We start from the raw sequence: 23,685 nt of genomic DNA on the forward strand, positions 1-23,685 counted from the left end.
TAAACAATAGATTTTGATTATTCAAACAGGAGGTTTTTTAAGATGAGTAACACTACACCGGTGTCAGCCAGAGCAAGAATTGATGCAATTCTGGATGACAACAGCTTTGTTGAAATCGGTGCCGGCGTTAAAGCCAGAGCAACAGATTTTAACATTACTAAAAATGCAGCTCCATCTGACGGCGTTATAACCGGATATGGAGTTATTAACGGCAATCTTGTTTATGTGTACAGTCAGGATGCTGCTGTTATGAACGGCACAGTTGGCGAAATGCATGCAAAGAAGATTGAAGGAATTTATGATATGGCATTAAAGATGGGAGCACCAGTAATTGGTCTTATTGATTGTGCCGGAATCAGACTTCAGGAAGCTACAGATGCACTGGATGCTTTTGGTAAGATTTATAGAAAGATGTCGGATGCATCAGGAGTTATTCCACAGATAACAGCCGTTTATGGTAATTGTGGTGGTGGACTTGCTGTACTTGCAGGACTTTCTGATTTCACATTTATGGAAGAAAAGACAGGACATCTTTTCGTAAACAGCCCTAATGCTCTTGCTGGCAATTATGCAGAAAAGCTTGATACATCAAGTGCAAAGTTCCAGGCAGAGGCAGGCGTTGTAGATTTTACAGGTGATGAAGAGACAATTGCTAACGGAATCCGTCAGCTTGTTTCAATTTTACCAGCTAATAATGAGACAGAAGCATTTGCTGACTGTGAAGATGATTTGAACAGAGTATGTGCTGATATGGCAGCTGAGATTGCAGATCCTGCACTTGCACTTTCTGATATTTCAGATGACAATCTCTTTATTGAGGTAAAAGCAGAGTTCGCTAAGGAAATGGTAACTGGTTTCATTCAGGTAGATGGCTCTACAATCGGTGCAGTTGCTAACAGAACAGCTCTTTTTGATGAAAATGGAGAAAAGTCAGCTGATTTCGATGCTGTACTTACAGTTGATGGTGCATATAAAGCAGCAGATTTTATTAATTTCTGTGATGCTTATGATATTCCTGTACTTTCACTTACTAATGTTAAGGGATATGCAGCTGATGTCAGAAGTGAGAAGAGTATTGCAAAGGCAGTTGCTAAACTTACATATGCTTTTGCAAATGCAAATGTTCCAAAGGTTAATGTTATAACAGGAGAAGCTTACGGCAGTGCTTATGTCACAATGAATTCAAAGGCACTCGGTGCTGATGTTACATACGCATGGCCTGATGCAAGCATTGGAATGATGGATGCTAATGAGGCAGCTAAGATTATGTATGCTGATGATATTGCAAAGTCAGCTGATGTCCAGTCAGTTATATCAGAGAAAGCAGCTGAGTATGCAGCACTTCAGTCAGGCGTTGAATCAGCAGCAGCAAGAGGATATGTTGATACAATTATTAATCCTGAAGATACAAGAAAATATGTTGCTGCAGCGTTTGAGATGCTTTATACAAAGAGAGAGGATAGACCTGATAAAAAGCATGGAACGGTCTGATATAGAGGTGAGACAATATGAAGAAGATTAATTTTAAGAAATTCTTACTGTTGTTTTGCATTTTAGCGTGTGTGTTTGGACTTACAGCGTGTACAGAGACTATTTCTTCTGATTCTGCAAAGGAATCAAAGAAAGAACAGAAGCTTGCAGCTGTATCTACTGAACTTGAAAACTGGTCAGTTGATATGATTAAGTATTTTGATGTAACGTCAGATGATGATGTTAAGGCAAACGCTGAGAATGCAATAAGCATAGATGAGATTAACCATGATTTATATATTGTTAATCCTGAAGGCATGAATGTTGCAACAGTTGAATTTTGTAACAGCTGGGTTAAGAGCCGCAGCGATTTAGGCAGATTAAAGTCTATTGACAGTGTTGAGTTAAAGATAAGCGACGAGACAAGTACTCTTGGAACTGTTACAGTTAAGACAGAATATGAAAAGAGAAACTGTACATATGAAATTGTATTTGATGATGATTACAATCTTTCAAGTGCAGCCATCAATCCGGTATATACAACCGGTGAGAAGATGGAAAAAGCAGTTTTAAATACAGTTATAGGTATGGGTACAGTATTTATTGTATTAATATTTATTTCTTTCATCATTTCATTACTTAAATATGTAAATAATATTGGTGCAAAGAAAGAAGAAAAACCTGCCGGCGGTGTAGAAAATGCTATTTCACAGATAGTTACAGCTGAAGAAGAAAGCGATGAGACAGATGATCTTGAGCTTGTGGCAGTTATAACAGCGGCAATTGCAGCTTCTGAGGGAACATCCTCTGATGGTCTGGTTGTTCGTTCAATTAAAAGAAGATTTTAGAATAATTTATCGATTTATGGAGGATAAGTACAATGAAGAATTACACAATTACTGTTAATGGTAATGTTTATGATGTTACAGTTGAAGAAGGAGCTGCAGGTACAGCTTCAGCAGCACCTAAGGCAGCACCAAAAGCTGCTCCAAAGGCAGCACCTAAGGCTGCAGCACCAGCAGGTGCTCAGGGTGCCGTAAAGGTTAATGCACCTATGCAGGGCAAGATTTTAAAGATTAATGCATCAGCAGGTGCTTCTGTAAAGAAGGGTGATGTACTTCTTGTTCTTGAAGCTATGAAGATGGAAAATGAAATCTGCGCACCACAGGATGGAACTGTAGCTACAGTTGAGTGTTCAGTTGGTGATTCAGTTGAAACAGGAAAAGTATTAGTTTCAATGAACTAATTATTTAGAGGAATCATTTAAACTGGAGGTTAAAAGATGAGTTATATTATAACAACATTGGGAAACCTCGTACAGCAGTCAGCATTTTTTGGTTTGACATGGGGTAATTATCTCATGGTTGCTGTTGCTTTGGTTTTCTTATATTTGGCTATTAAGAAAGGATACGAACCTCTGCTTTTAGTACCAATTTCTTTTGGTATGCTTCTTGTTAATCTTTATCCGGACATTATGCTTTCGATTGAAGATTCAAACAACGGCGTAGGCGGTTTGTTACATTATTTCTATCTCCTCGATGAGTGGAGTATTTTACCATCGCTTATTTTCCTTGGCGTTGGTGCAATGACAGACTTTGGTCCGCTTATTGCAAATCCTAAGAGTTTCCTCTTGGGTGCAGCTGCACAGTTTGGTATTTTTGCCGCTTATATCATGGCTATTTTTATGGGATTCCCTGATAAAGCAGCAGCAGCAATTTCGATTATCGGTGGTGCCGATGGTCCTACATCAATCTTCCTTGCAGGTAAGCTCGGACAGACTAAGTATATGGGACCTATTGCGGTTGCGGCATATTCATATATGTCACTTGTTCCTATTATCCAGCCACCTATTATGAAGCTTCTTACAACTGAGAAAGAAAGAAAGGTTAAGATGGAACAGTTAAGACCGGTTTCAAAACTTGAGAAAATTCTTTTCCCGGTTATTGTTACTATCGTAGTAGTATTAATTCTTCCTACTACAGCACCACTTGTTGGTATGCTTATGCTTGGTAACCTCTTCAAGGAAAGTGGAGTTGTTAAGCAGCTTACAGAGACAGCATCTAATGCACTTATGTATATCGTAGTTATTATTCTTGGTACATCAGTTGGTGCTACAACAAGTGCTGAAGCATTCCTTAATCTTGATACTTTAAAGATTGTTGCACTCGGACTTATTGCATTTGCGTTCGGTACAGCGGCAGGTGTTTTATTTGGTAAGATTATGTGCAAGGTTTCACATGGCAAAGTTAATCCGCTTATCGGTTCAGCAGGTGTTTCTGCCGTTCCTATGGCAGCCAGAGTTTCACAGAAGGTCGGACAGGAAGCAGATCCTTCTAACTTCCTTCTCATGCATGCGATGGGACCTAACGTTGCGGGTGTTATCGGTACAGCTGTAGCTGCCGGTGCATTCATGGCTATGTTTGGTGTTATGTAAATAAATACATAAATTAAGGAATTATAATTTAATTAATATTTGAAATAATTTGGAGGATTTAAAGATGGCAGAACAGGTTAAAAAACCATTAAAAATAACGGAAACCGTATTGCGTGATGCACATCAGTCATTGATTGCCACAAGAATGACAACAGAGCAGATGCTTCCAATCATAGATAAAATGGATAAGGTTGGTTATCATTCAGTAGAGTGCTGGGGCGGTGCTACATTTGATGCATCTCTTCGTTTCCTTAAAGAGGATCCATGGGAAAGACTTCGTAAGTTAAGAGATGGATTCAAAAATACAAAGTTACAGATGCTTTTCAGAGGTCAGAATATTCTTGGATATAATCACTATGCAGATGATGTAGTTGAATATTTCGTTCAGAAGTCTATTGCAAACGGTATTGATATTATCCGTATTTTCGATTGCTTTAACGATTTAAGAAATCTTAAATCATCAGTTGAGGCTGTTAAGCTTGTAAAGAAAGAAAATCCTAATGCACATGCACAGATTGCTTTGTGTTATACATTGGGTGATGCATATACACTTGATTACTGGAAAGAGACAGCAAAGAGAATCGAAGATATGGGTGCAGATTCAATATGTATCAAGGATATGGCTGGTCTTTTAGTTCCTAAGAAAGCAACAGAGCTTGTTCAGGCATTAAAGGATGGTTCATCACTTCCAATTCAGATGCATACACATTACACATCAGGTGTGGCTTCAATGACATATATGAAGGCAGTTGAGGCAGGTGCTGATATAATTGATACAGCTATGTCTCCATTCTCAATGGGAACAAGCCAGCCGGCTACAGAAGTTATGGTTGAAGCATTTAAGGATACTCCTTATGATACAGGTCTTGACCAGAATCTTCTTGCTGAAATTGCTGCATATTTCCAGCCAATGAGAGAAGAAGCATTAAAGACAGGTCTTATGAATACAAAAGTTCTTGGTGTTAATATCAAGACATTGCTTTATCAGGTTCCTGGTGGTATGCTTTCTAACCTTGTATCACAGCTTAAAGAAGCAGGTGCAGAAGATAAGTATCAGGCAGTTCTCGAGGAAATTCCAAGAGTGCGTAAAGACTTTGGTGAACCACCTCTTGTTACACCATCATCACAGATTGTTGGTACACAGGCAGTTCTTAATGTATTACAGGGCGAGCGTTACAAGATGATTACAAAAGAATCTAAGAAGGTTCTTATGGGTGAATTTGGTCAGACAATCAAGCCTTTCAATCCTGAAGTTCAGAAGAAAGCTATTGGTGATGCAACACCTATTACATGCCGTCCGGCAGATTTAATTGAGCCACAGCTTGAAAAATTCAAGAATGACCCAGTTGTACAGGAATACAAGCAGCAGGATGAAGATGTATTATCATATGCATTGTTCCCTGCTGTAGCAACAGAGTTCTTTAAATACAGAGCAGCACAGCAGTCAAAGGTAGACCCTAAGGCAGCTGACACAGAAAATAAAGCATATCCTGTATAATATATAAATAATTAAGTTTATAAAAAGCTGATTTATCGGCAGCATCCGTAAAATATATGGGTGCTGCCATTTTATGTTTAGTTTACATAGTATGGGAACTTGTAAATAAACATTCTCTGTGATAAGATAGCATACATAGTCTTTAAATGTTTAATTTATGACGGAGGAATGAAAAGACATGAAAAAAAAGAATGTCAAAATCTGTGTTGTCGGCGGAGGAAAGATAGGTTCAGAGATAGCTGCCCAGCTTACGGATAATGGCTGTGAAGTAACAGTAATAGATACTAATCTTGATTTGATAAATAAGATTTCTAACTCTATGGATGTAATCTGCTATCAGGGCAATGGTGCATCGCTTACGATATTGCAGGATGCAGGTGCTGCAGAGGCTGATATATTTATTGCTGTCACAGGTTCAGATGAACTTAATATATTAAGCTGTCTTACAGCACATTCGCTCGGTGCCAAGAATACGATTGCGAGAGTAAGAAATGCAGAATATGCCGTGCAGTCTGAATTCTATATGGAAAAATTTGGTCTGTCAATGACAATAAATCCTGATTTTACAGCTGCAAGGGAGATAGAAAGATTACTGCATTTTCCACAGGCCACAAAGATTGAACTTTTTGGCAAAGGCAGATGTGAACTTGTCGAGATGAAAATAGAACATGGCAATGCAATAATTGGCAAGACATTATTTGAGATAAACCAGAAAATGAAAATGAATATTCTTATATGTGCAATAGTGCGTGATAAGAATATATTTATACCAAATGGTGATGATATTGTAAAAGAAGGCGATGTGCTTTATATCACAGGTTCTCCTAAGGCGATAAATGAGTCGCTTGAGAAAATGAATATAAAAGTAAGACGTATTAGTTCAGTACTTATTGCCGGAGCGAGCAGAATTGGATTTTATCTGTCAAAGATGCTTGAAAAAGATGGTGTTAATGTAACTGTTGTTGAGAAAGTTCACAGCAAAGCAGCTGAACTTGCAGGAAATGTACCGGGAGTATCAGTTATGTGCAGTGATGCAATGGAATATTTTGAGAGTATGTCTGAGGCAGACATCAAAAATACAGATGCTTTCGTTACACTTACAAATAATGATGAATATAATCTTATTGCGGGTATGCTTGCTGAAAAACGCAATGTATATAAGGTTGTAACAAAGATGAATTCACATTCAGCATTAAAAGAACTTCAGATGAATACAAAAATATGCAGTGTTTCCAAAGAGAGTGCTGTTACAGATATTATTATCGGTTATTCAAGATCTCTTCTTGCGGCAGAAAATTTTGATGCTATTTCCTCACTTTACAGGCTTATGGATGGAAAACTTGAGTTTGTTGAGTTTAAAGTCACATCAGATGAGGCATATCTTGGCAAGCTGATAAAGGAATTACAAGTTAAAAAAGGCTATATTATTGCTTCTATAATACGAAACAGAAGGCTTATTGTGCCTCGAGGTGATGATGTAATTGAAAAGGGTGATTCAGTTTTAGTATGTACTGTAAATAAGAGTATTTTGAGATTACAGGACATTTTTGCAGGAGTATAGGGCGATGAATAGAAGAAGAGTTCTTAAAATTCTTGGTAAAATTCTTATGACAGAGGCGATGCTTATGGTACCGTCTCTGATAGTTTCACTGATATATGGCGATGGTGACGCTATGTATTTTATTGGTACAATTGCATTTGCGGCAATAGCAGGATTTATCCTTTCATGTGTAAAAGCACCGGAACGTAAGATGGGTAGCCGGGATGGATACTGTATAGTTGCACTTGCATGGATAATTATATGCATAATAGGTGCTGTTCCGTTGTTTCTTACAGGACAGTTCAGGTCTTACTGGTCTGCACTTTTTGAGATAGTTTCGGGTTTTACGACTACAGGTGCATCTGTTCTTTCAAATCCTGAATATCTGCCACATGGTGTACTTTTCTGGAGAAGTTTTACGCACTGGGTTGGAGGAATGGGCGTTCTTGTATTTGTACTTATGATAATGCCTATGGAAAATGAAAATTCAATGCATCTTATAAGAGCGGAGGTTCCGGGACCTGTAGCCGGAAAACTTGTTCCTAGAATGAAAAAAACATCAATAATTTTATATGGAATATATACTGCTATGACAGCAATACTTGTTGTTTTATTGTTATTTGGCGGCATGAATGTGTTTGATGCTTTTGCAACAGCATTTGGTACTGCGGGAACAGGTGGATTTGCAACATCATCTACAGGCATAGCAGGTTATGACAGTGCATATATAGAGATTGTACTCGGGATTTTCATGCTTTTATTTGGGGTTAATTTTAATGCATATTATCTTATACTTATAAAGAGATTTACAGATGCGTTAAAGATTGAAGAGATTCAATGGTATTTTGGGATTGTAGGAGTTTCAGTTATTGCAATAGCAATCAATATATGCCATAGCCTGTCGGCAGTTTCCGTGTCTTTGAGACAGGCGTTTTTCCAGGTGTCAAGTATTATAACAACGACGGGATTTGCAACGGTTGACTTTGATAAATGGCCGGAGTTTTCAAGGCATCTTCTTGTTCTACTGATGATAATCGGTGCATGCTCAGGTTCAACGGGCGGTGGTATCAAAGTATCGCGTGTTATTGTTATGGTAAAGAGTTTTTTTAATGAAATAAGACATATTATCAATCCTAGCTCTGTTACAGCAGTGAGGGCAAATGGCAAGCCTATGGATAAAGAGACACTTATAGCGGTGAGAGTTTATGTGGCATCGTATTTTATTTTGATTTGTCTGTTTACACTGGTCATATCACTTAACGGACTTGACTTTACAACAAATCTGACAGCAGTTTTATCGTGTTTTAATAATATAGGACCGGGACTTAATCTTGTTGGTCCAATGTCAAATTTCTCATGTTATGCCGACTGGGCACAGGTTATACTTTCAGTTGCCATGCTCACGGGACGACTTGAGATATTCCCGATGTTCATGCTGTTTTCAAAATCGGTGCACCGCCGTTAAAATTGTCATTTGATTGGGAAATAAAGACATTTAAACAAATAAGTATTTAATGAGGAGAATAAAGTGATATGATTAAGCTCGAAAGATGCAATGTAATGAATTTTGAAAATGCCATACGCGGAGCAAGAAATCCGCTGAACAGCTGGGGACGCATGGACAGCAGCATTGTTGATGGTAAATTTGTATTTGGACCTAACGATTTAGACCTTGCAAAACGTCTGTGTAAAGCAGGTTCTGACCACAGAAAGTTTATCAGACAGATATTTATAACTGTAGATATAACTGCACCTTTATACTGGTGGAAAGAATACGATACATATAAAGTCGGAACAGTGGCAAATTCAACAAGTACAATGCATAAGATACACAGTAAGCCATTCGAGATGAGTGATTTCTCAACTGACCACATGAATGAGGAAACAATAGAATTTATGGAAAAAAATATTGAATTCCTTGAGAATCTGCGTGTTAAGTATAATGATACAAAGGATAAGACTCTCTGGTACAGCATTATACAGCTTCTTCCTGAGAGTTATAATCAGATGAGAACATGCACGTTCAGCTATGAAAATGCAGTTGCCATGTATTATTCAAGAAAGAATCACAAGCTTGATGAATGGCATACATTTTGTGACTGGGTAACAGAACTTCCGTATTTTAAGGAACTGTTTATTCAGGAATAACATGGATTTTGGTGTATAACACTTAAATCTGATAAAGCAAAAAATATGAAAGGGGAAAGTACATTTATACATGTACGAAATAAGACTATGATAAGTTTAATAGTTATTGCAGCAGTTGTTTTATTTATTTTGATTATGTTTTTCAGCTTTGTTCCAATCGGACTTTGGATTTCAGCGATGGCAGCAGGAGTTCATGTCGGAATTTTCAGTCTTGTTGGTATGCGATTAAGAAGAGTAGTTCCGTCAAGAATTATTCTTCCTCTTGTAAAGGCAACAAAAGCCGGACTTAAACTCAGTGTAAACCAGCTTGAGGCACATTACCTGGCTGGTGGTAACGTTGATGGAGTTGTTAATGCACTTATTGCATCAGAAAGAGCAGGAATTGATTTGTCATTTGAAAAAGCAGCAGCAATTGATCTTGCAGGTCGTAATGTCTTAGAGGCTGTTCAGATGAGTGTAAATCCTAAAGTGATTGAAACACCGAATATTTCAGCAGTTGCAAAAGATGGTATCGAACTTCTTGTAAAAGCGAGAGTTACAGTTCGTACAAATCTTGAAAGACTTGTCGGTGGTGCTGGTGAATCAACAATTATTGCACGAATCGGCGAGGGTATTGTAACTACAGTTGGTTCTGCTGTTTCACATAAGAGCGTTCTTGAAAATCCTGATGATATTTCAAAGCTTATTCTTGCAAAAGGTCTTGATGCCGGAACAGCATTTGAAATTCTTTCAATTGATATTGCAGATATTGATATTGGACGTAATATCGGTGCACATCTTCAGAGTCTTCAGGCAGAGGCTGATAAGAATATCGCCCAGGCAAAGGCAGAAGAGAGAAGAGCTATGGCTGTAGCAAAAGAGCAGGAAATGAGAGCTTATGTTGTTGAAGCAGAAGCAGAAGTACCAAAGGCACTTGCTTATGCACTTCGCGAAGGAAAAATGGGAATAATGGATTATTATGACTTGCAAAATCTCAAAGCAGATACTAAAATGAGAGATAGTATAGCAGGTGATGACAGTACACAGACTATTACTGAAGGCGGTTATAATGAGCAGCAGTAAGAAGGTTAATAATCTGGCAAAACGTGTTTCTTCGGAATACAAACAGATAGTTAATCCTTCATGTAATGGAAGCAGTCAGACGGATAATGACATTAAAGATGGATGTGAGCAGGCAAGACATGCAGAACAGACCATTAAGAAGCAGCAGATGGTACATGAGCATAATCTTGACATTGAGAATAGTTACTGTGATATTGGACAGAAAAAATCACACGGAATAAAAATGATTGTAAACAATGAATATATACCATCTTTAAGAAGTCATGATAATCTGAGAAGTGCAATGATTATACACGAAATATTGTCACAGCCTGTATGTAAAAGACGTAAAAAGAGGTAGGTATATTACATGCATATTTCTATACAGGTATGTTCCATAATTATTGTGCTTTTTCTTGCGATAATTTTTTCGAGACAGAAAAAACTTGGAATAAGAAGTGAGAGAATTTTTTTAGAAATATTAATAATAACATTAATAAGCCTTGTGCTTGATATCAGCTCCGTGGCAGCAATCTATTATAAAGAAAGCTGTCCGGGGCTTTTGGTGTTGGTTGTTTCAAAAACTTATCTTGTATCTTTGATTATTCTTGCATTTGTGAGCCGTATATATGTATTATCTGATGTGAATTATGTTGCTGTTGACGGAAAAAAAGGCGTATTCATCAGATATGCAATTATTACAATGTGTGTATTGCTTGTAAGTGTTCTTCCGATTGATTTTAATATTAATGCAGATACAGGTGCGGTATGGTCTTCAGGATATAGCGTGATAATGACTTATGTAACTGTCTTTGCAATACTTATCAATACAATTTATACTGCTTTTGACATGAGAACTTCTATAAGTTCAGCAAGATTTGAATCTGTTCTTATATGGATTGTATTCTGGTGCATTGCGGCAGTTATACAGGCAGTTATGAGAAACCATATACTTATAGTTGGATTTGCAAGTGCACTTGGTGTTATGGTAATATATATAAAATTTGAGAATCCCGAATTAAATATTGACAGAGCGACAGGTTTATACAATCAGAAAGCATTCCTTATATATGTAAATAATGCATTAAGCAGCAATAAAGATATTTCAATAGTTTCTGCTTCATTTGAAAGATGGTATAACAGAAATGTGAGCTTTGAATACATAGATACTGCAAAATCGGAGATTATCAGATTTCTTTCAGATATAGATAAAATAATGGTATTCAGAAATTATGAAGATGAGCTTATAATGGTATATAAAAATAAATCTGATGCTGCAGAATGTGGTAAAATTATTGATAAAAGATTCAAAGAAGGATGGGGTCCCGGAAAAAATATAATTTTTCATCCGTTTATAGTATATTTAAGAGATGTATCAGGCATAAAAAGGGCGGAAGATATACTTCATTTTATTGCACATATAAAATCTGATTATATGGGACGTTCTGACCAGCATTTTATTTCAATTACAAATGATATAATTGAAAATATGTATAATCAGCGTAATGTAGTAAGACAGATTGTAGAAGCAATGGACCAGGATGGAGTTGAAGTGTTTTTTCAGCCGATTTACTCTGTTAAAGAAAAAAGATTTACATGTGCAGAAGCTCTTGTGAGAATAAGGCAGCGTGACGGAAGTCTTATGCTGCCGGGGATGTTTATAGAGACAGCTGAAAAAAGCGGACTTATTATACGTCTTGGACTGATAGTTTTTGAAAAAGTATGCCAGTTCATAAAGGACAATCCATTAGAAAAAATGGGGATGGAATATATAGAAGTTAATCTTTCTATGGTTCAGTGTGCATATAAAAAACTTAGCGATGATTATATAAATGTTATGAAAAAATATAATATTAATCCGTGTAATATCAATCTTGAGATAACAGAATCAGCATTGATGGAAGATAAGACAAATCTGCTTGACAATATGAACAGATTGATGGAATATGGAGTGAAGTTTTCACTTGATGATTTCGGCACCGGACATTCCAACCTGAATTACATAGTTGACATGCCTGTCAATATTGTTAAGTTTGACAAAGGTATGCTTGATGCTTATTTTGAAAATGGCAGGGCAAAATACGTAATGGATGCTGCAATGCACATGATACAGGGAATGAATCTTGAGATCGTGGCAGAGGGAATAGAGACAAAAGAACATTTTGAAAATATAGCAAAGCTTGGCATAAATTTTGTTCAGGGATATTATTTTTCAAAACCAGTTACTGCACGACAGTTTCTTTTGTTTATAAACGAAAATAACAAATAAATTCGGAGTAATAAAATGAAAAAAATTATAGTTATAGGCGGAGGTGCTGCCGGGATGATGGCAGCAATTACAGCGGCCGGAAATAATAATAAAGTTGTTCTTGTTGAAAAAAACGAGAAACTGGGAAAAAAGATTTTTATAACCGGAAAAGGCAGATGCAATTTTACTAATGCAGGTGATTCAGATGACCTTATGAACAGCATTGTGACAAATAAAAAATTCATGTACAGTTCACTTAATAAATTTTCTAATTATGATGCGATGGGTTTCTTTGGAGAACTTGGGCTGGATTTTAAAGTCGAAAGAGGAAACAGAGTTTTTCCAACGTCAGACCATTCATCTGATGTGATATCAGCACTTAATCGTGAGATGAAAAATAGAGGTGTTGAAATCAGACTTAATACAAAAGCTGTAAATATAAATACAAGTTTTGTATCGCAGGAAAATGATGATAACAATAATGATAAAAGAAAAATAAAATTTGAAAGCCTTACAGTTGAAAATGAAATCGGGAAAAAAGAAGTTATCACAGGTGATGAGCTGATAATAGCAACAGGAGGCAATTCATATCAGAGCACAGGTTCAACTGGTGACGGATATAAATTTGCAAAATCACTTGGACATACTGTAACGCCTATACTTCCGGCTCTTGTACCGTTTAATGTAAAAGAAGAGTGGGAACGGGAACTTCAAGGACTGAGTCTTAAAAATGTGAATGTACGGATTCTTGATGGAGAAAAAGAAGTGTATTCAGATTTTGGTGAGATGCTTTTTACTCATTTCGGTGTGAGTGGACCGACAATTCTTTCAGCCAGCAGTTACACTGCCGGAATTATAAAACAGAAAAATCTTACACTTTCTATTGATTTAAAACCGGCACTGACCTATGAACAGCTTGACGAGAGAGTTTTACGTGATTTTGAAGAAAATAAAAATAAATCATTTAAAAATTCACTTGATAAGCTGCTTCCGAAAAAAATAATTCCGGTTGTGATAATGCTTACGAGAATTCCAGAAGACAAAAAGGTTAATGAGATAACAAAAGAGGAGCGGAAAAAACTTGTTGACACATTGAAAGATTTCAGAATGACACTAACAGGACTCAGAGGATTTAACGAGGCAATAATTACACAGGGTGGTGTTAATGTAAAAGAGATTAATCCGTCAACAATGGAGTCAAAGATAGTTAGTAATGTGTTTTTTGCAGGTGAAGTGCTGGATGTGGATGCAGTTACAGGAGGATTTAATCTTCAGGTTGCATGGTCAACTGGGTATGCCGCGGGAAATAATTGATTTATGGAGGAAAATATGAGTTATTCAGTAGCTATAGACGGACCGGCAGGAGCCGGAAAAAGTACAATTGCAAAGCTTCTTGCAAAGAAAATGGGATATATATATGTTGATACGGGTGCAATGTATCGTGCAATGGCAGTTTATTTTGTACAGAATAATGTTAATCCTGATGATGAAAGAGAGATAAATGTAGCTGTCACAGGTGTTAATATAACAATTGAGTATATGGACGGAGTGCAGCAGGTGATTTTAAACGGTGACAATGTTACTGGCATGTTAAGAACAGAAGAGATTGGAAGCATGGCTTCAAAAACATCAAAATATGCTGCTGTGAGAAGAAAGCTTGTTGAATTGCAAAGAGAACTTGCAAAAAAGACAGATGTTATAATGGATGGAAGAGATATTGGAACAACTGTGCTTCCGGATGCGTTTTGCAAAATTTACCTTACTGCAAGTGTAGATGCGAGAGCAAAAAGAAGATATGATGAGCTTGCACAGAAGGGTGAAAAATGTGATTATGATATCATAAAAAAAGATATTGAACAGCGTGATTATCAGGATATGCACAGGGAAATATCGCCTTTGAAACAGGCTGATGATGCGGTTTTAGTAGATACATCAGATATGAATATTGAGCAGGTGGTAGAGTGCATTGAAAATATTATAAATGAGCGTAAATAACAGGTGAGGCGATATGAAAGAAGTAATAGTTGCAAAATCAGCTGGATTTTGTTTTGGCGTACAGAGAGCAGTTGATACTGTATACAATCAGTGTGGTGGAAAAAATGTATTTACATATGGACCGATAATACACAATGAAGAAGTTGTAAAAGATCTTGAAAATAAAGGTGTGCATGTTATTAATTCGGCTGACGAGATAAATGATGATTCAACAGTTATAATCCGTTCACATGGTGTTTCCAAAGATGTGTATGATTCATTACATGAAAAAAATGTAAATATTGTTGATGCAACATGTCCGTTTGTCCTTAAAATACATAAGATTGTAAAGGAAGAAAGTGCTAATGGAAGCCAGATTGTTATAATAGGAAATGAGAATCATCCGGAAGTTGAGGGAATTATGGGATGGTCACTTTCTGATACATATGTGATTGATACATCAGAAAAAGCACAAAATCTGGTACTTGATTCCCAGAGGCGGGTGTGCATTGTATCACAAACGACATTTAATTACAATAAATTTCAAGAATTAGTTGAAATTATATCTAAAAAGGGTTACAATATAATCATTCGTAATACAATTTGTAATGCAACTGAGGAACGACAGACAGAGGCAAGAGAAATTGCAAAGCGGGTCGATGCTATGATAGTAATCGGCGGGAGCAGCAGTTCCAATACGCGAAAACTGTATGAAATCTGTAAGAAAGAATGTTACGATACATTTTACATTCAGACGATAAACGACCTTGACTTAGAAAGTTTGGGCAGAGCAGAGTGCATAGGTATTACAGCAGGGGCATCGACCCCAAACAATATTATCGAGGAGGTTTGCACTAATGTCAGAAAGTTTTGCAGAGATGTTAGAGGAATCAATTAAGCAAATACATACAGGAGAGATCGTTGACGGCACTGTTATTGATGTTAAGGAAGATCAGATTATTCTTAACATTGGATACAAGGCTGATGGTATTATTACACGTAATGAATATTCATCAGACCCAAACGTAGATTTAAGAGATGTTGTTAAAGTAGGCGACGAGATGCAGGCAAAAGTTCGCAAGGTTAACGATGGCGAAGGTCAGGTTATCCTTTCAAGAAAAGGTCTTGTAGCTGAACAGGGAAGCAAGAAGCTTGAAGAAGCATTTGAAAACCAGACAGTAATCACAGCAACAGTAAGCCAGGTTATGAACGGTGGCCTTGGTGTAGTTGTTGATGAGGCAAGAGTATTTATACCGGCAAGTCTTGTTTCAGATACATTTGTTAAAGATTTATCTGTATATAAAGATAAGGAAGTATCATTTGTTATCACAGAATATAATCCTAAGAAGAGAAGAATTATCGGTGACTGCAAGAAGTTAATCGTAGAAGCTAAGGAAAAGGCTCAGAAGGAACTTCTTGAAAAGATTCACGAAGGTGATACAATCGAAGGAACAGTTAAGAATGTAACAGATTTTGGTGCATTCATTGATTTAGGCGGAGTTGATGGTCTTCTTCACATCTCTGAGATGTCATGGGGAAGAACAGCTAACCCTAAGAAGATTTACAAAGTTGGAGATTCAGTTAAGTGCTTTATCAAAGAGATTAATGGTAATAAGATTGCACTTAGTGTTAAGTATCCAGACCAGAATCCATGGAATGATGCAGCTACAAAGTATGCTGTTGGCACAGTTGTAAAAGGAACTGTAGCAAGAATGACAGATTTTGGTGCGTTTGTACAGCTTGAGGATGGTGTTGATGCATTACTTCATGTATCACAGATTTCAAGAGAACATATCAACAAGCCTTCAGATGTTCTTGCAATTGGTCAGGAAATTGAAGCTAAGGTTGTTGATATCAATGAAGCTGAGAAGAAGATAAGCCTTAGCATGAAGGCTCTTCAGGCAGATGAAGAACCAACAGAATATTCAACAGATGATGCTGAATAATTAATAAGCTTAATATTCATAAAATTAAGGCAGGACATTATGTCCTGCCTTTTATGTAGATGTGATGTTTTAGTAGTGTTTCAATAGCGTCTCATATGGACATAAACGCGTCCTTTTCTTGTTTCATCGCCACAGCCGTCAAAAATAAATTTCCCAAAACCTCTTATAACGAGAATATCACCTGGTTTTAATTGTGCACTGTTATTTTCAATATTCATTCCGTTAAGAAACACCTTTTTAGCTGAAAAAAATTCAAGTGCAGAACTTCTTGATAATTTAGTAATGCTTGCAACAACTGCATCAATTCTGGCTGATGCCGCAATCACTTCAAACTCAGTGAGTACAGGGCGTATAATGTCGGGAATTTCATCACAGACAGAGGCACGTACATGGTTATGTTTTACTGTTGTGAGATTATCAGTTATAAATTCAGCTATATGATTCATGCAATATACATAAGCATCTTTTTCTTTTATCAGAATATCACCAATGAGGCTTCTTTCAATGCCAAGATTCATAATTGCACCAAGATAATCACGGTGTTCAAGTTCCTGGGCAAATTTTGGTGTGAGCGGTGAAATCTTAAGTATTGAAATTGGAAAACTGTCATCGTATCCAAAAATTTCAGGACTTCCGAATCGTATAATCTGCCTTTCACTTGATTCACTTCCACCAAAAGTAGAAGGATAAGCAAATTGAAGTTCTTTTTTCATTGAATTATATATTGCAAGTTCGCTTAATCCTAAGAATCCTGTATAAGTATATATATTCTGATTATACGATTTGTTGGCTGTGTCAAGAATTTTACGCCTTAAAAGAGTTTCTTCATCCATATTTTCTCCAATCTGAAAATAACTTCATAAATATTAATTATAATATACAGGTAAAAGTTTAACAGAAAGTATGAAAAAATAACAGAAAAATAATTAAATATAGAGATTTTTACGGTGGGATATGTTAAAATATAAACGAACAATAAGTATGGCATGTGATTAAATCACAGAAATGAGGATTTATGATTAAGGATTATGAGGATTTTAAGAAATTTGTACTGCAAAATACAGGTATTGACCTGAATGCATATAAAGAGAGACAGATGAAAAGAAGAATAGACTCTCTTATTGAAAGAAATAAGTATGATGGATATGACAGCTATAGTAAAGCAATAAAGACAAACAAAGAATTGATGGATCAGTTTGTCAATTATCTTACGATTAATGTATCTGAGTTTTATCGTAATCCGGCATTATGGAAGACATTGGAAGATGTAATACTGCCTGATTTGATTAAGAAGTTTGGCTCTAATTTGAAAATTTGGAGTGCAGCGTGTTCTACAGGTGATGAACCATATTCTCTTGCAATGGTTCTTGCAAAAAAGATGCCTTTGAACAAGATACATATTATAGCTACAGATATTGATGATCAGGTTCTTGAAAAAGCAAGAGACGGTGTATATGCTGCGTCAAGCCTGAAAGGTCTTCCTGATGAATATAAGAATAAATATTTTGAAAAAATGGGTGAAAAATATTTCAAAATAAGTGATGAAATTAAAAAATGTGTTGAATTCAAAAAAGCTAATCTTTTAAAAGACCCATATCCATCAGGATGTAATCTTATTGTATGCCGTAATGTGATGATTTATTTTACAGAAGATGCAAAGCAGGAGATTTATAAGAAATTTAATAAAGCTCTTAAAGTTGATGGATGCCTTTTTGTTGGTAATACAGAACAGATTATTAATTATCGTGATTTGGGATATGAATATGACAAACTTTTCTTTTATAGAAAGAGTAAAGAGATTTAAGTTTAACAACGTCATTGTTATGTGGTTCATAACAGTGACGTTATTGTTTTGTATACATAATTATCTATTTTTTGTGGAGAGTTAAAAAAGCTGTCAGATGCTTCAAAATAACTTATGTTATCTTTGTAATCATATTTGAATGACGGAGCAATAATATCTGAGGGCTGTGCTATAAATGAGCCTTTCTTTTTTGAATAACATGTTGATGCCTTTGCCGGTATTCGGCGGCTTTTATCAACGAAAGAAGAAATGCTTTTATGGATTGCATAGTCTTCATCCGGCAGATAGTAGTAGTTTTTATAATCGGTGTAAAAATATTTTAATTCGCATTCGTGTATTTTGGTACGCAGTTTCAGCAGATTTTTGCTTAATTTTATGTAAAATAAATCATTTCCATAAGATACGTCTTTAGGCACACAGCATGGAAGTGTAATACTGAAAGTTATTTCTTTTACGGGATTATTATTAAAAGCATATCCATCTGTTATTGAAAATGAAGTTGATTTGTAAGTCTCTTCATTCCATATCTGATTATATGAAAGAACATGGCATATAAAAGGCAGATTGCAAACGTCATCGTGGTTGTGTAAAAGAAGCATATTATATTCAGAAGTAACATTTTTTCCAAGTGTTTTTCCGGTCAGATACTGCTTATATACATTGATAAGTTCACCGCCGTCAGATTTATCGCTGCGGTTTATGCCAAGAAAATGTTCAATTGTTTTTTGTTTGTAATTTTCTAATTTAAACAACAGGCGTAAAGATTTTGATTTTTTGAAAAGGTCGATGCTTTCCGGAAATTGATGTTCTGGCAATCCGTTAATATACATACGTTCTTTCAGATAGGGAATATCAAATACATCACCGTTAAAGTGTACTATATATTTAAAGCCGGAAGCAAAATGCATGAATTCAGTGAGCATCTTTTTTTCGTCATCACAATCAGAAGGATTGTCTGCAAAGAATTGTTTTATAATAAAATTTTCATTATTTAGGCTTACACAGCCTATGAGGTAACACATGGAATTTCTGGCAGAAAATCCTGTCGTTTCTATATCAAAAAATAAAAAGTCAGATACGGCGGCAGTATTGTTATACGAATGTAAAATATCTGCCAGTTCGTGATAAGTATATGTGTCTAATGTGTTTGTTATTATTTGCATAGTCAGACTCCGGATAAGATAAATTATTTGTATACAGGTGCAAATTAGTCACTTGTGAAAAAATTGTCATACAAATTTTATATAAATGTTAAAATAATATCAGTTTTTGTCTATTATACACTAATGTATACACAAAAAAAAGTAGATTTTTGTTGTTTATTGAGATAAAATATTGTTTAGATAAAAAATTTATAAGGAGTAGTATGTCATGGGTAAATGTACATTTAAAGGCGGAGTACATCCTTTTGACGGCAAAGAGTTATCAAAAGATAAGCCGATAAAAGAATTATTCCCTGAAGGTGATATGGTATATCCCCTTTCACAGCATATTGGTGCACCGGCAGTTCCGGTTGTAGCAAAAGGCGATTATGTGCTTGCCGGCCAGCTTATTGCTGAGGCAGGAGGTTTTGTCTCTGCTAACATTCATTCATCTGTATCAGGAACAGTTAAGGCTATTGAGCCAAGAACTCTTGCAACAGGTGGTAAGTGCAATTCCATTGTGATTGAGAATGATGGCGAGTATAAGGAAGTTGAGTATGTGCCAAAGACACTTGCAGAGCTTTCAAGGGACGAGATAAGAGAGAGAATTAAGGCGGCAGGCGTTGTCGGAATGGGCGGTGCAGGTTTCCCTACCAATGTCAAACTCACACCAAAGAACCCGGACGAGATTGATTACATCATTGTAAATGGTGCGGAATGTGAACCTTATCTTACATCTGATTACAGAAGACTTATTGAAGAGTCAGATAAAGTAGTAATGGGTCTTAAAGTCGCTCTTGCCTTATTTGATCATGCAAAAGGTATTATCGGTATTGAAGATAATAAGCCTGATGCTATTAAGATTATGCAGGAAAAGACAGCTAATGAGCCGAATATTGAAGTAAAGGTCTTAAAGACAAAGTATCCTCAGGGCGGTGAGAGATGTCTTATCTATGCAACAACAGGAAGAAGCATTAATTCATCAATGCTTCCGGCTGATGCAGGTTGTATTGTACATAATGTTGATACAATTTATTCAATTTATATGGCCGTAATTGAAGGTAAGCCTCTTACTAAGAGAATTGTTACTGTAACAGGTGATGGTGTTAAGAATCCTGGCAACTTTTATGTATGGCTTGGTATGAATTACAGACAGCTTGTTGATGCTGCCGGTGGTCTTAACGGTGAGCCTGAGAAGTTTATTTCTGGTGGCCCTATGATGGGATTTGCCATGTATAGTCTTGATGTTCCTGTTGTAAAGGGAAGTTCTTCACTTCTTGTTATGCAAAAGGATATTGTATCACATATTTCATCATCTGCATGTATCAGATGTGGCAGATGCGGTGAAGGATGCCCAAGCCATCTTCTTCCGGCAAAGCTTGCAGGTTTTGCATCAAGAAATGATGAGACTGGATTCACCAAGTTTGACGGTATGGAATGTGTTGAGTGCGGAAGCTGTTCTTATGTCTGTCCGGCTAAGAGACCGCTTACGCAGCAGATTAAAGCCATGAGAAGAACTATTATGGCTAACAGAAGAAAGAAGTAGGAGGAGGATAAAAGTGAGCGAAGTATTTAACGTATCAGCGAATCCTCATGTACGAAGCAAGGATACAACACAGACAATTATGAGAGATGTTCTCATAGCACTGACACCTGCTAGTATATTTGGTATTTATAATTTCGGGCTTGGTGCACTTATCCGCATTATTGTTGGTATTGCGGCATGTGTGGCCAGCGAAGCTTTATATGAGTATTTTATGCATAAAAAAATTACGGTTTCAGATTTAAGTGCGGCTGTAACAGGCCTTTTAATTGCACTTAACATTCCATCAACACTTAATGTCGGTTATGAAATCGTTGGATGTGTATTTGCTATTATTATTGTAAAACAGTTATTTGGTGGTCTTGGACAGAATTTCATGAACCCTGCACTTGCAGCAAGATGTTTCCTTCTTATTGCATTTACAGGTCCGATGACAAATTTTGTCACAGATACATTTTCAGGTGCTACACCTCTTGCAGTATTAAAGCCGGGTGCGGAGCCTGGAACGGCAACAAGTCTTCTTACAATGTTTATCGGAAAGCATGCCGGTGTTATTGGTGAGACATCAGTTGTCTGTCTGCTTATCGGTGCAATTTATCTTCTTGTGAGAAAAGTTATCTCATTAAGAATTCCTGCATCATATATTTTAACATTTGCAGTTCTTATTTTCCTTTTTGCACCTGGACATCAGTTCGATGCAGAATATATGCTTAAAGAACTTTGTGGCGGTGGTCTTATGCTCGGTGCATTTTTCATGGCAACTGATTATGTAACATCACCTATCACACCAAACGGCAAGATAGTATTTGGTGTAATCCTCGGATTGCTTACATTCATATTCAGAATGTTTGGTGGTTCAGCAGAAGGTGTTTCTTATGCAATTATCTTCTCTAACCTCTTAGTGCCATTGATTGAAAAGGTTACAGTACCGAAGTCATTTGGCAAGAAGAAACCGGTAAAGGAGGCAAAATAAATGAATAAGATTATTAAAGACGCATGTATTTTGTTTGCTATAACACTTGTTGCCGGTATCGTGCTTGGTGCAGTTTACAATATTACAAAAGGACCTATAGCAGAGCAGAATGAAAAAGCAAAACAGACTGCTTACAGGGAGGTTCTCTCAGATGCTGACAGTTTTGAAGCAATTGATTCTGAAAAATATTCAGAAGCTAATCTTGCAGCACTTGTGTCAGGATTAAAGGATACAGAAGAAGATTTTTCAAAAGATGAGGTTACAGATGTAGTAGCCGGTGTTAAAAATGGAAAAATCGTCGGATTTGTTATAACAGTAGTTGCAGGAGACGGTTACGGCGGAGATATCAAGTTTTCAACAGGTATTTCATCAGATGGAAAGTATATGGGAACATCAATTCTTTCAATCAGTGAGACAGCCGGACTTGGTATGAGGGCAAAGACTGACCCTGCATTCCTTGCACAGTTTAACGGTGCATCAGTAGATAAGTTTACAGTTGTTAAAGATGGAACAGGAAGTTCATCAGAGGATAAGATTGATGCAATCGGCGGTTCTACAGTTACATCTAAGGCTGTTACGAAAGGTATCAATACAGCACTTGCTGTATTTAAAGAATTAAAGTCAGAAAATGTTAAGACGGTAGGAGGTGCTTCAATTGAATAAATGTGTTGAGAGAATTTATAACGGTTTAATCAAGGAAAATCCTACATTTGTTCTGACACTTGGTATGTGTCCGACACTTGCCGTTACTACATCAGCAATCAATGGTATCGGTATGGGACTTTCTTCAACAGTAGTTCTTGTTATGTCAAACCTGTTGATTTCATTGCTTCGTAAGGTGATTCCGGATGGTGTCCGTATGCCTGCGTTTATTGTTATTGTTGCTTCATTTGTTACAGTGGTACAGTTCCTTATGCAGGGTTATCTGCCATCACTTTACGATTCACTCGGAATTTATATTCCTCTTATTGTTGTAAACTGTATTATTCTTGGACGTGCAGAAGCATATGCTTCAAAGAATCCGGCTATACCGTCTGCATTTGATGGACTGGGCATGGGTCTCGGATTTACTTGTGCAATTACAATTCTTGGTGCAATAAGAGAGCTTATCGGTGCAGGAACAATCCTCTCAACAGGAAGTTCAGCACTTGTTGACTTTACTAATTACGGATTTACACCTGCAAGTATTTTTATTCTTGCACCTGGTGCATTCTTTGTACTTGCAATGTGTATCGCTGTTATGAACCGTATCAAGAGAAAACATGGAATGAAACCTGCTGAGGTTCCTGACTATGTTGGCGATGATACAACAAAAGAAGAATAAACCAGGAGGGAAATTAAATGAATTTACTTATAATCGCAATTAGTGCGGCACTTGTAAATAATGTCGTTTTAAGCCAGTTCCTTGGTCTGTGTCCTTTCCTCGGTGTATCTAAGAAAATTAACACAGCCGCCGGAATGGGTGGTGCAGTTATCGGTGTTATAACAATTTCATCAGCACTTTGTAGTCTGATTTATGATTATATTCTTACACCGCTTGACTTAACATATCTGAATACAATTGTATTCATCCTTGTAATTGCTGCACTTGTTCAGTTTGTTGAGATGGTATTAAAGAAATGTTCACCTGCTCTTTATGAAGCACTTGGTGTTTACCTTCCTCTTATCACAACAAACTGTGCCGTGCTTGGTATAGCACTCACAAATGTACAGAATTCATATAACTTAATCGAATCAGTTATCAGTGGTTTCGGTACAGCTGTCGGATTTACAATTGCCATTATCATCATGGCCGGTATCCGTGAGAGAAATGAATATAACGATGTTCCTGAAAGTTTCCAGGGTATGCCTATTGTTCTGCTTACAGCAGGCCTTATGTCGATAGCATTCTTTGGATTCTCAGGAATTTTATAAGGAGGAAATA

The 23,685-nt window shown here is 36.6% G+C and carries 23 protein-coding genes; 21 read left to right on the forward strand and 2 right to left on the reverse strand.

What is annotated here, in order from left to right; genetic code table 11:
• Window positions 1–42 precede the first annotated feature (42 nt).
• The 15 genes from WMO38_RS11350 (at window position 43) to rpsA (ending at window position 16,299) form a co-directional block, all read left to right on the forward strand.
• Complete coding sequence (locus WMO38_RS11350; protein ID WP_349162776.1) at window positions 43–1,491, forward strand: acyl-CoA carboxylase subunit beta; 1,449 nt, start codon at window positions 43–45, stop codon at window positions 1,489–1,491.
• Between the two features lie 17 nt (window positions 1,492–1,508).
• Complete coding sequence (locus tag WMO38_RS11355) at window positions 1,509–2,318, forward strand: OadG family protein (protein ID WP_186836111.1); 810 nt, start codon at window positions 1,509–1,511, stop codon at window positions 2,316–2,318.
• A 32-nt stretch (window positions 2,319–2,350) separates the two neighbouring features.
• A complete protein-coding gene (locus WMO38_RS11360) occupies window positions 2,351–2,716 on the forward strand; it encodes a biotin/lipoyl-containing protein (protein ID WP_021865362.1) in 366 nt (121 codons plus the stop codon).
• 36 nt (window positions 2,717–2,752) lie between these two features.
• Window positions 2,753–3,904: a sodium ion-translocating decarboxylase subunit beta gene (locus WMO38_RS11365; protein ID WP_021865361.1), complete on the forward strand. Its 1,152-nt coding sequence runs from the start codon at window positions 2,753–2,755 to the stop codon at window positions 3,902–3,904.
• Window positions 3,905–3,968: 64 nt separating this feature from the next.
• The gene (locus WMO38_RS11370; RefSeq protein ID WP_021865360.1) at window positions 3,969–5,402 is read left to right on the forward strand and encodes an oxaloacetate decarboxylase subunit alpha; all 1,434 of its coding nucleotides are present in this window, start codon (window positions 3,969–3,971) and stop codon (window positions 5,400–5,402) included.
• A 178-nt stretch (window positions 5,403–5,580) separates the two neighbouring features.
• The gene (gene trkA / locus WMO38_RS11375; protein ID WP_349162777.1) at window positions 5,581–6,963 is read left to right on the forward strand and encodes a Trk system potassium transporter TrkA; all 1,383 of its coding nucleotides are present in this window, start codon (window positions 5,581–5,583) and stop codon (window positions 6,961–6,963) included.
• Between the two features lie 4 nt (window positions 6,964–6,967).
• Complete coding sequence (locus WMO38_RS11380) at window positions 6,968–8,407, forward strand: TrkH family potassium uptake protein (RefSeq protein WP_349162779.1); 1,440 nt, start codon at window positions 6,968–6,970, stop codon at window positions 8,405–8,407.
• Between the two features lie 68 nt (window positions 8,408–8,475).
• Complete coding sequence (locus WMO38_RS11385; protein ID WP_349162780.1) at window positions 8,476–9,090, forward strand: hypothetical protein; 615 nt, start codon at window positions 8,476–8,478, stop codon at window positions 9,088–9,090.
• A gap of 45 nt (window positions 9,091–9,135) precedes the next feature.
• Window positions 9,136–10,152 (forward strand): flotillin-like protein FloA, encoded by a 1,017-nt coding sequence (gene floA / locus WMO38_RS11390; protein ID WP_021865356.1) that lies wholly within the window; start codon window positions 9,136–9,138, stop codon window positions 10,150–10,152.
• Window positions 10,139–10,492 (forward strand): hypothetical protein, encoded by a 354-nt coding sequence (locus WMO38_RS11395; RefSeq protein ID WP_349162781.1) that lies wholly within the window; start codon window positions 10,139–10,141, stop codon window positions 10,490–10,492. The genes floA and WMO38_RS11395 overlap by 14 nt, the downstream gene beginning before the upstream one ends.
• Window positions 10,493–10,501: 9 nt before the next feature.
• Window positions 10,502–12,400: an EAL domain-containing protein gene (locus tag WMO38_RS11400; RefSeq protein WP_349162783.1), complete on the forward strand. Its 1,899-nt coding sequence runs from the start codon at window positions 10,502–10,504 to the stop codon at window positions 12,398–12,400.
• A gap of 15 nt (window positions 12,401–12,415) precedes the next feature.
• Complete coding sequence (locus tag WMO38_RS11405) at window positions 12,416–13,693, forward strand: BaiN/RdsA family NAD(P)/FAD-dependent oxidoreductase (protein WP_349162785.1); 1,278 nt, start codon at window positions 12,416–12,418, stop codon at window positions 13,691–13,693.
• A 15-nt stretch (window positions 13,694–13,708) separates the two neighbouring features.
• Window positions 13,709–14,374, forward strand: coding sequence for a (d)CMP kinase (gene cmk / locus WMO38_RS11410; protein ID WP_349162787.1), 666 nt, complete (start codon window positions 13,709–13,711; stop codon window positions 14,372–14,374).
• A 13-nt stretch (window positions 14,375–14,387) separates the two neighbouring features.
• The gene (gene ispH, locus WMO38_RS11415) at window positions 14,388–15,251 is read left to right on the forward strand and encodes a 4-hydroxy-3-methylbut-2-enyl diphosphate reductase (protein ID WP_021865352.1); all 864 of its coding nucleotides are present in this window, start codon (window positions 14,388–14,390) and stop codon (window positions 15,249–15,251) included.
• Complete coding sequence (gene rpsA, locus WMO38_RS11420) at window positions 15,211–16,299, forward strand: 30S ribosomal protein S1 (protein WP_021865351.1); 1,089 nt, start codon at window positions 15,211–15,213, stop codon at window positions 16,297–16,299. The genes ispH and rpsA overlap by 41 nt, the downstream gene beginning before the upstream one ends.
• An 80-nt stretch (window positions 16,300–16,379) precedes the next feature.
• Here rpsA and WMO38_RS11425 read toward each other — a convergent pair whose 3' ends face one another.
• The gene (locus WMO38_RS11425; RefSeq protein ID WP_349162788.1) at window positions 16,380–17,132 is read right to left on the reverse strand and encodes a YlmH/Sll1252 family protein; all 753 of its coding nucleotides are present in this window, start codon (window positions 17,130–17,132) and stop codon (window positions 16,380–16,382) included.
• A 182-nt stretch (window positions 17,133–17,314) separates the two neighbouring features.
• On the opposite strand from WMO38_RS11425, the gene WMO38_RS11430 reads away from it, so the two are divergent.
• On the forward strand, window positions 17,315–18,103 hold the full coding sequence (locus WMO38_RS11430) for a CheR family methyltransferase (protein ID WP_349162790.1): 789 nt from the start codon (window positions 17,315–17,317) through the stop codon (window positions 18,101–18,103).
• A gap of 26 nt (window positions 18,104–18,129) precedes the next feature.
• Here WMO38_RS11430 and WMO38_RS11435 read toward each other — a convergent pair whose 3' ends face one another.
• Window positions 18,130–19,266, reverse strand: a complete 1,137-nt coding sequence (locus tag WMO38_RS11435) for a ribonuclease H-like domain-containing protein (protein WP_349162791.1) — start codon at window positions 19,264–19,266, stop codon at window positions 18,130–18,132.
• Window positions 19,267–19,474: 208 nt separating this feature from the next.
• Here WMO38_RS11435 and rsxC point away from each other — a divergent pair, with 208 nt between their 5' ends.
• From rsxC to rsxA, 5 genes are read left to right on the forward strand one after another with little or no spacing between them, the layout of a single operon-like run.
• Entirely contained in the window at window positions 19,475–20,791 is a 1,317-nt protein-coding gene (gene rsxC, locus WMO38_RS11440) for an electron transport complex subunit RsxC (RefSeq protein WP_021865347.1), read from the forward strand.
• Window positions 20,792–20,804: 13 nt separating this feature from the next.
• The gene (locus tag WMO38_RS11445) at window positions 20,805–21,761 is read left to right on the forward strand and encodes an RnfABCDGE type electron transport complex subunit D (protein WP_021865346.1); all 957 of its coding nucleotides are present in this window, start codon (window positions 20,805–20,807) and stop codon (window positions 21,759–21,761) included.
• Complete coding sequence (locus tag WMO38_RS11450; RefSeq protein WP_021865345.1) at window positions 21,762–22,424, forward strand: RnfABCDGE type electron transport complex subunit G; 663 nt, start codon at window positions 21,762–21,764, stop codon at window positions 22,422–22,424.
• A complete protein-coding gene (gene rsxE, locus WMO38_RS11455) occupies window positions 22,417–23,085 on the forward strand; it encodes an electron transport complex subunit RsxE (RefSeq protein WP_021865344.1) in 669 nt (222 codons plus the stop codon). The genes WMO38_RS11450 and rsxE overlap by 8 nt, the downstream gene beginning before the upstream one ends.
• Window positions 23,086–23,102: 17 nt before the next feature.
• Window positions 23,103–23,675, forward strand: coding sequence for an electron transport complex subunit RsxA (gene rsxA / locus WMO38_RS11460; protein WP_021865343.1), 573 nt, complete (start codon window positions 23,103–23,105; stop codon window positions 23,673–23,675).
• Window positions 23,676–23,685: the final 10 nt, after the last annotated feature.

Origin of the sequence: Lachnospira hominis (ex Hitch et al. 2025), from assembly GCF_040096395.1 — a bacterium.
Classification (GTDB): Bacteria; Bacillota; Clostridia; order Lachnospirales; family Lachnospiraceae; genus Lachnospira; species Lachnospira hominis.

Excerpts from the sequence above, each read along its gene's own strand:
- WMO38_RS11395 (WP_349162781.1), top strand. The coding sequence starts at position 10,139 with ATGAGCAGCAGTAAGAAGGTTAATAATCTGGCAAAACGTGTTTCTTCG.
- rsxC (WP_021865347.1), top strand. The coding sequence starts at position 19,475 with ATGGGTAAATGTACATTTAAAGGCGGAGTACATCCTTTTGACGGCAAA.
- cmk (WP_349162787.1), top strand. The coding sequence starts at position 13,709 with ATGAGTTATTCAGTAGCTATAGACGGACCGGCAGGAGCCGGAAAAAGT.
- WMO38_RS11425 (WP_349162788.1), bottom strand. The coding sequence starts at position 17,132 with ATGGATGAAGAAACTCTTTTAAGGCGTAAAATTCTTGACACAGCCAAC.
- ispH (WP_021865352.1), top strand. The coding sequence starts at position 14,388 with ATGAAAGAAGTAATAGTTGCAAAATCAGCTGGATTTTGTTTTGGCGTA.
- trkA (WP_349162777.1), top strand. The coding sequence starts at position 5,581 with ATGAAAAAAAAGAATGTCAAAATCTGTGTTGTCGGCGGAGGAAAGATA.
- WMO38_RS11450 (WP_021865345.1), top strand. The coding sequence starts at position 21,762 with ATGAATAAGATTATTAAAGACGCATGTATTTTGTTTGCTATAACACTT.
- WMO38_RS11365 (WP_021865361.1), top strand. The coding sequence starts at position 2,753 with ATGAGTTATATTATAACAACATTGGGAAACCTCGTACAGCAGTCAGCA.
- WMO38_RS11355 (WP_186836111.1), top strand. The coding sequence starts at position 1,509 with ATGAAGAAGATTAATTTTAAGAAATTCTTACTGTTGTTTTGCATTTTA.
- rsxA (WP_021865343.1), top strand. The coding sequence starts at position 23,103 with ATGAATTTACTTATAATCGCAATTAGTGCGGCACTTGTAAATAATGTC.
- WMO38_RS11370 (WP_021865360.1), top strand. The coding sequence starts at position 3,969 with ATGGCAGAACAGGTTAAAAAACCATTAAAAATAACGGAAACCGTATTG.
- floA (WP_021865356.1), top strand. The coding sequence starts at position 9,136 with ATGAAAGGGGAAAGTACATTTATACATGTACGAAATAAGACTATGATA.
- WMO38_RS11380 (WP_349162779.1), top strand. The coding sequence starts at position 6,968 with ATGAATAGAAGAAGAGTTCTTAAAATTCTTGGTAAAATTCTTATGACA.
- WMO38_RS11405 (WP_349162785.1), top strand. The coding sequence starts at position 12,416 with ATGAAAAAAATTATAGTTATAGGCGGAGGTGCTGCCGGGATGATGGCA.
- WMO38_RS11400 (WP_349162783.1), top strand. The coding sequence starts at position 10,502 with ATGCATATTTCTATACAGGTATGTTCCATAATTATTGTGCTTTTTCTT.
- WMO38_RS11360 (WP_021865362.1), top strand. The coding sequence starts at position 2,351 with ATGAAGAATTACACAATTACTGTTAATGGTAATGTTTATGATGTTACA.
- WMO38_RS11430 (WP_349162790.1), top strand. The coding sequence starts at position 17,315 with ATGATTAAGGATTATGAGGATTTTAAGAAATTTGTACTGCAAAATACA.
- rpsA (WP_021865351.1), top strand. The coding sequence starts at position 15,211 with ATGTCAGAAAGTTTTGCAGAGATGTTAGAGGAATCAATTAAGCAAATA.
- WMO38_RS11350 (WP_349162776.1), top strand. The coding sequence starts at position 43 with ATGAGTAACACTACACCGGTGTCAGCCAGAGCAAGAATTGATGCAATT.
- WMO38_RS11385 (WP_349162780.1), top strand. The coding sequence starts at position 8,476 with ATGATTAAGCTCGAAAGATGCAATGTAATGAATTTTGAAAATGCCATA.
- WMO38_RS11435 (WP_349162791.1), bottom strand. The coding sequence starts at position 19,266 with ATGCAAATAATAACAAACACATTAGACACATATACTTATCACGAACTG.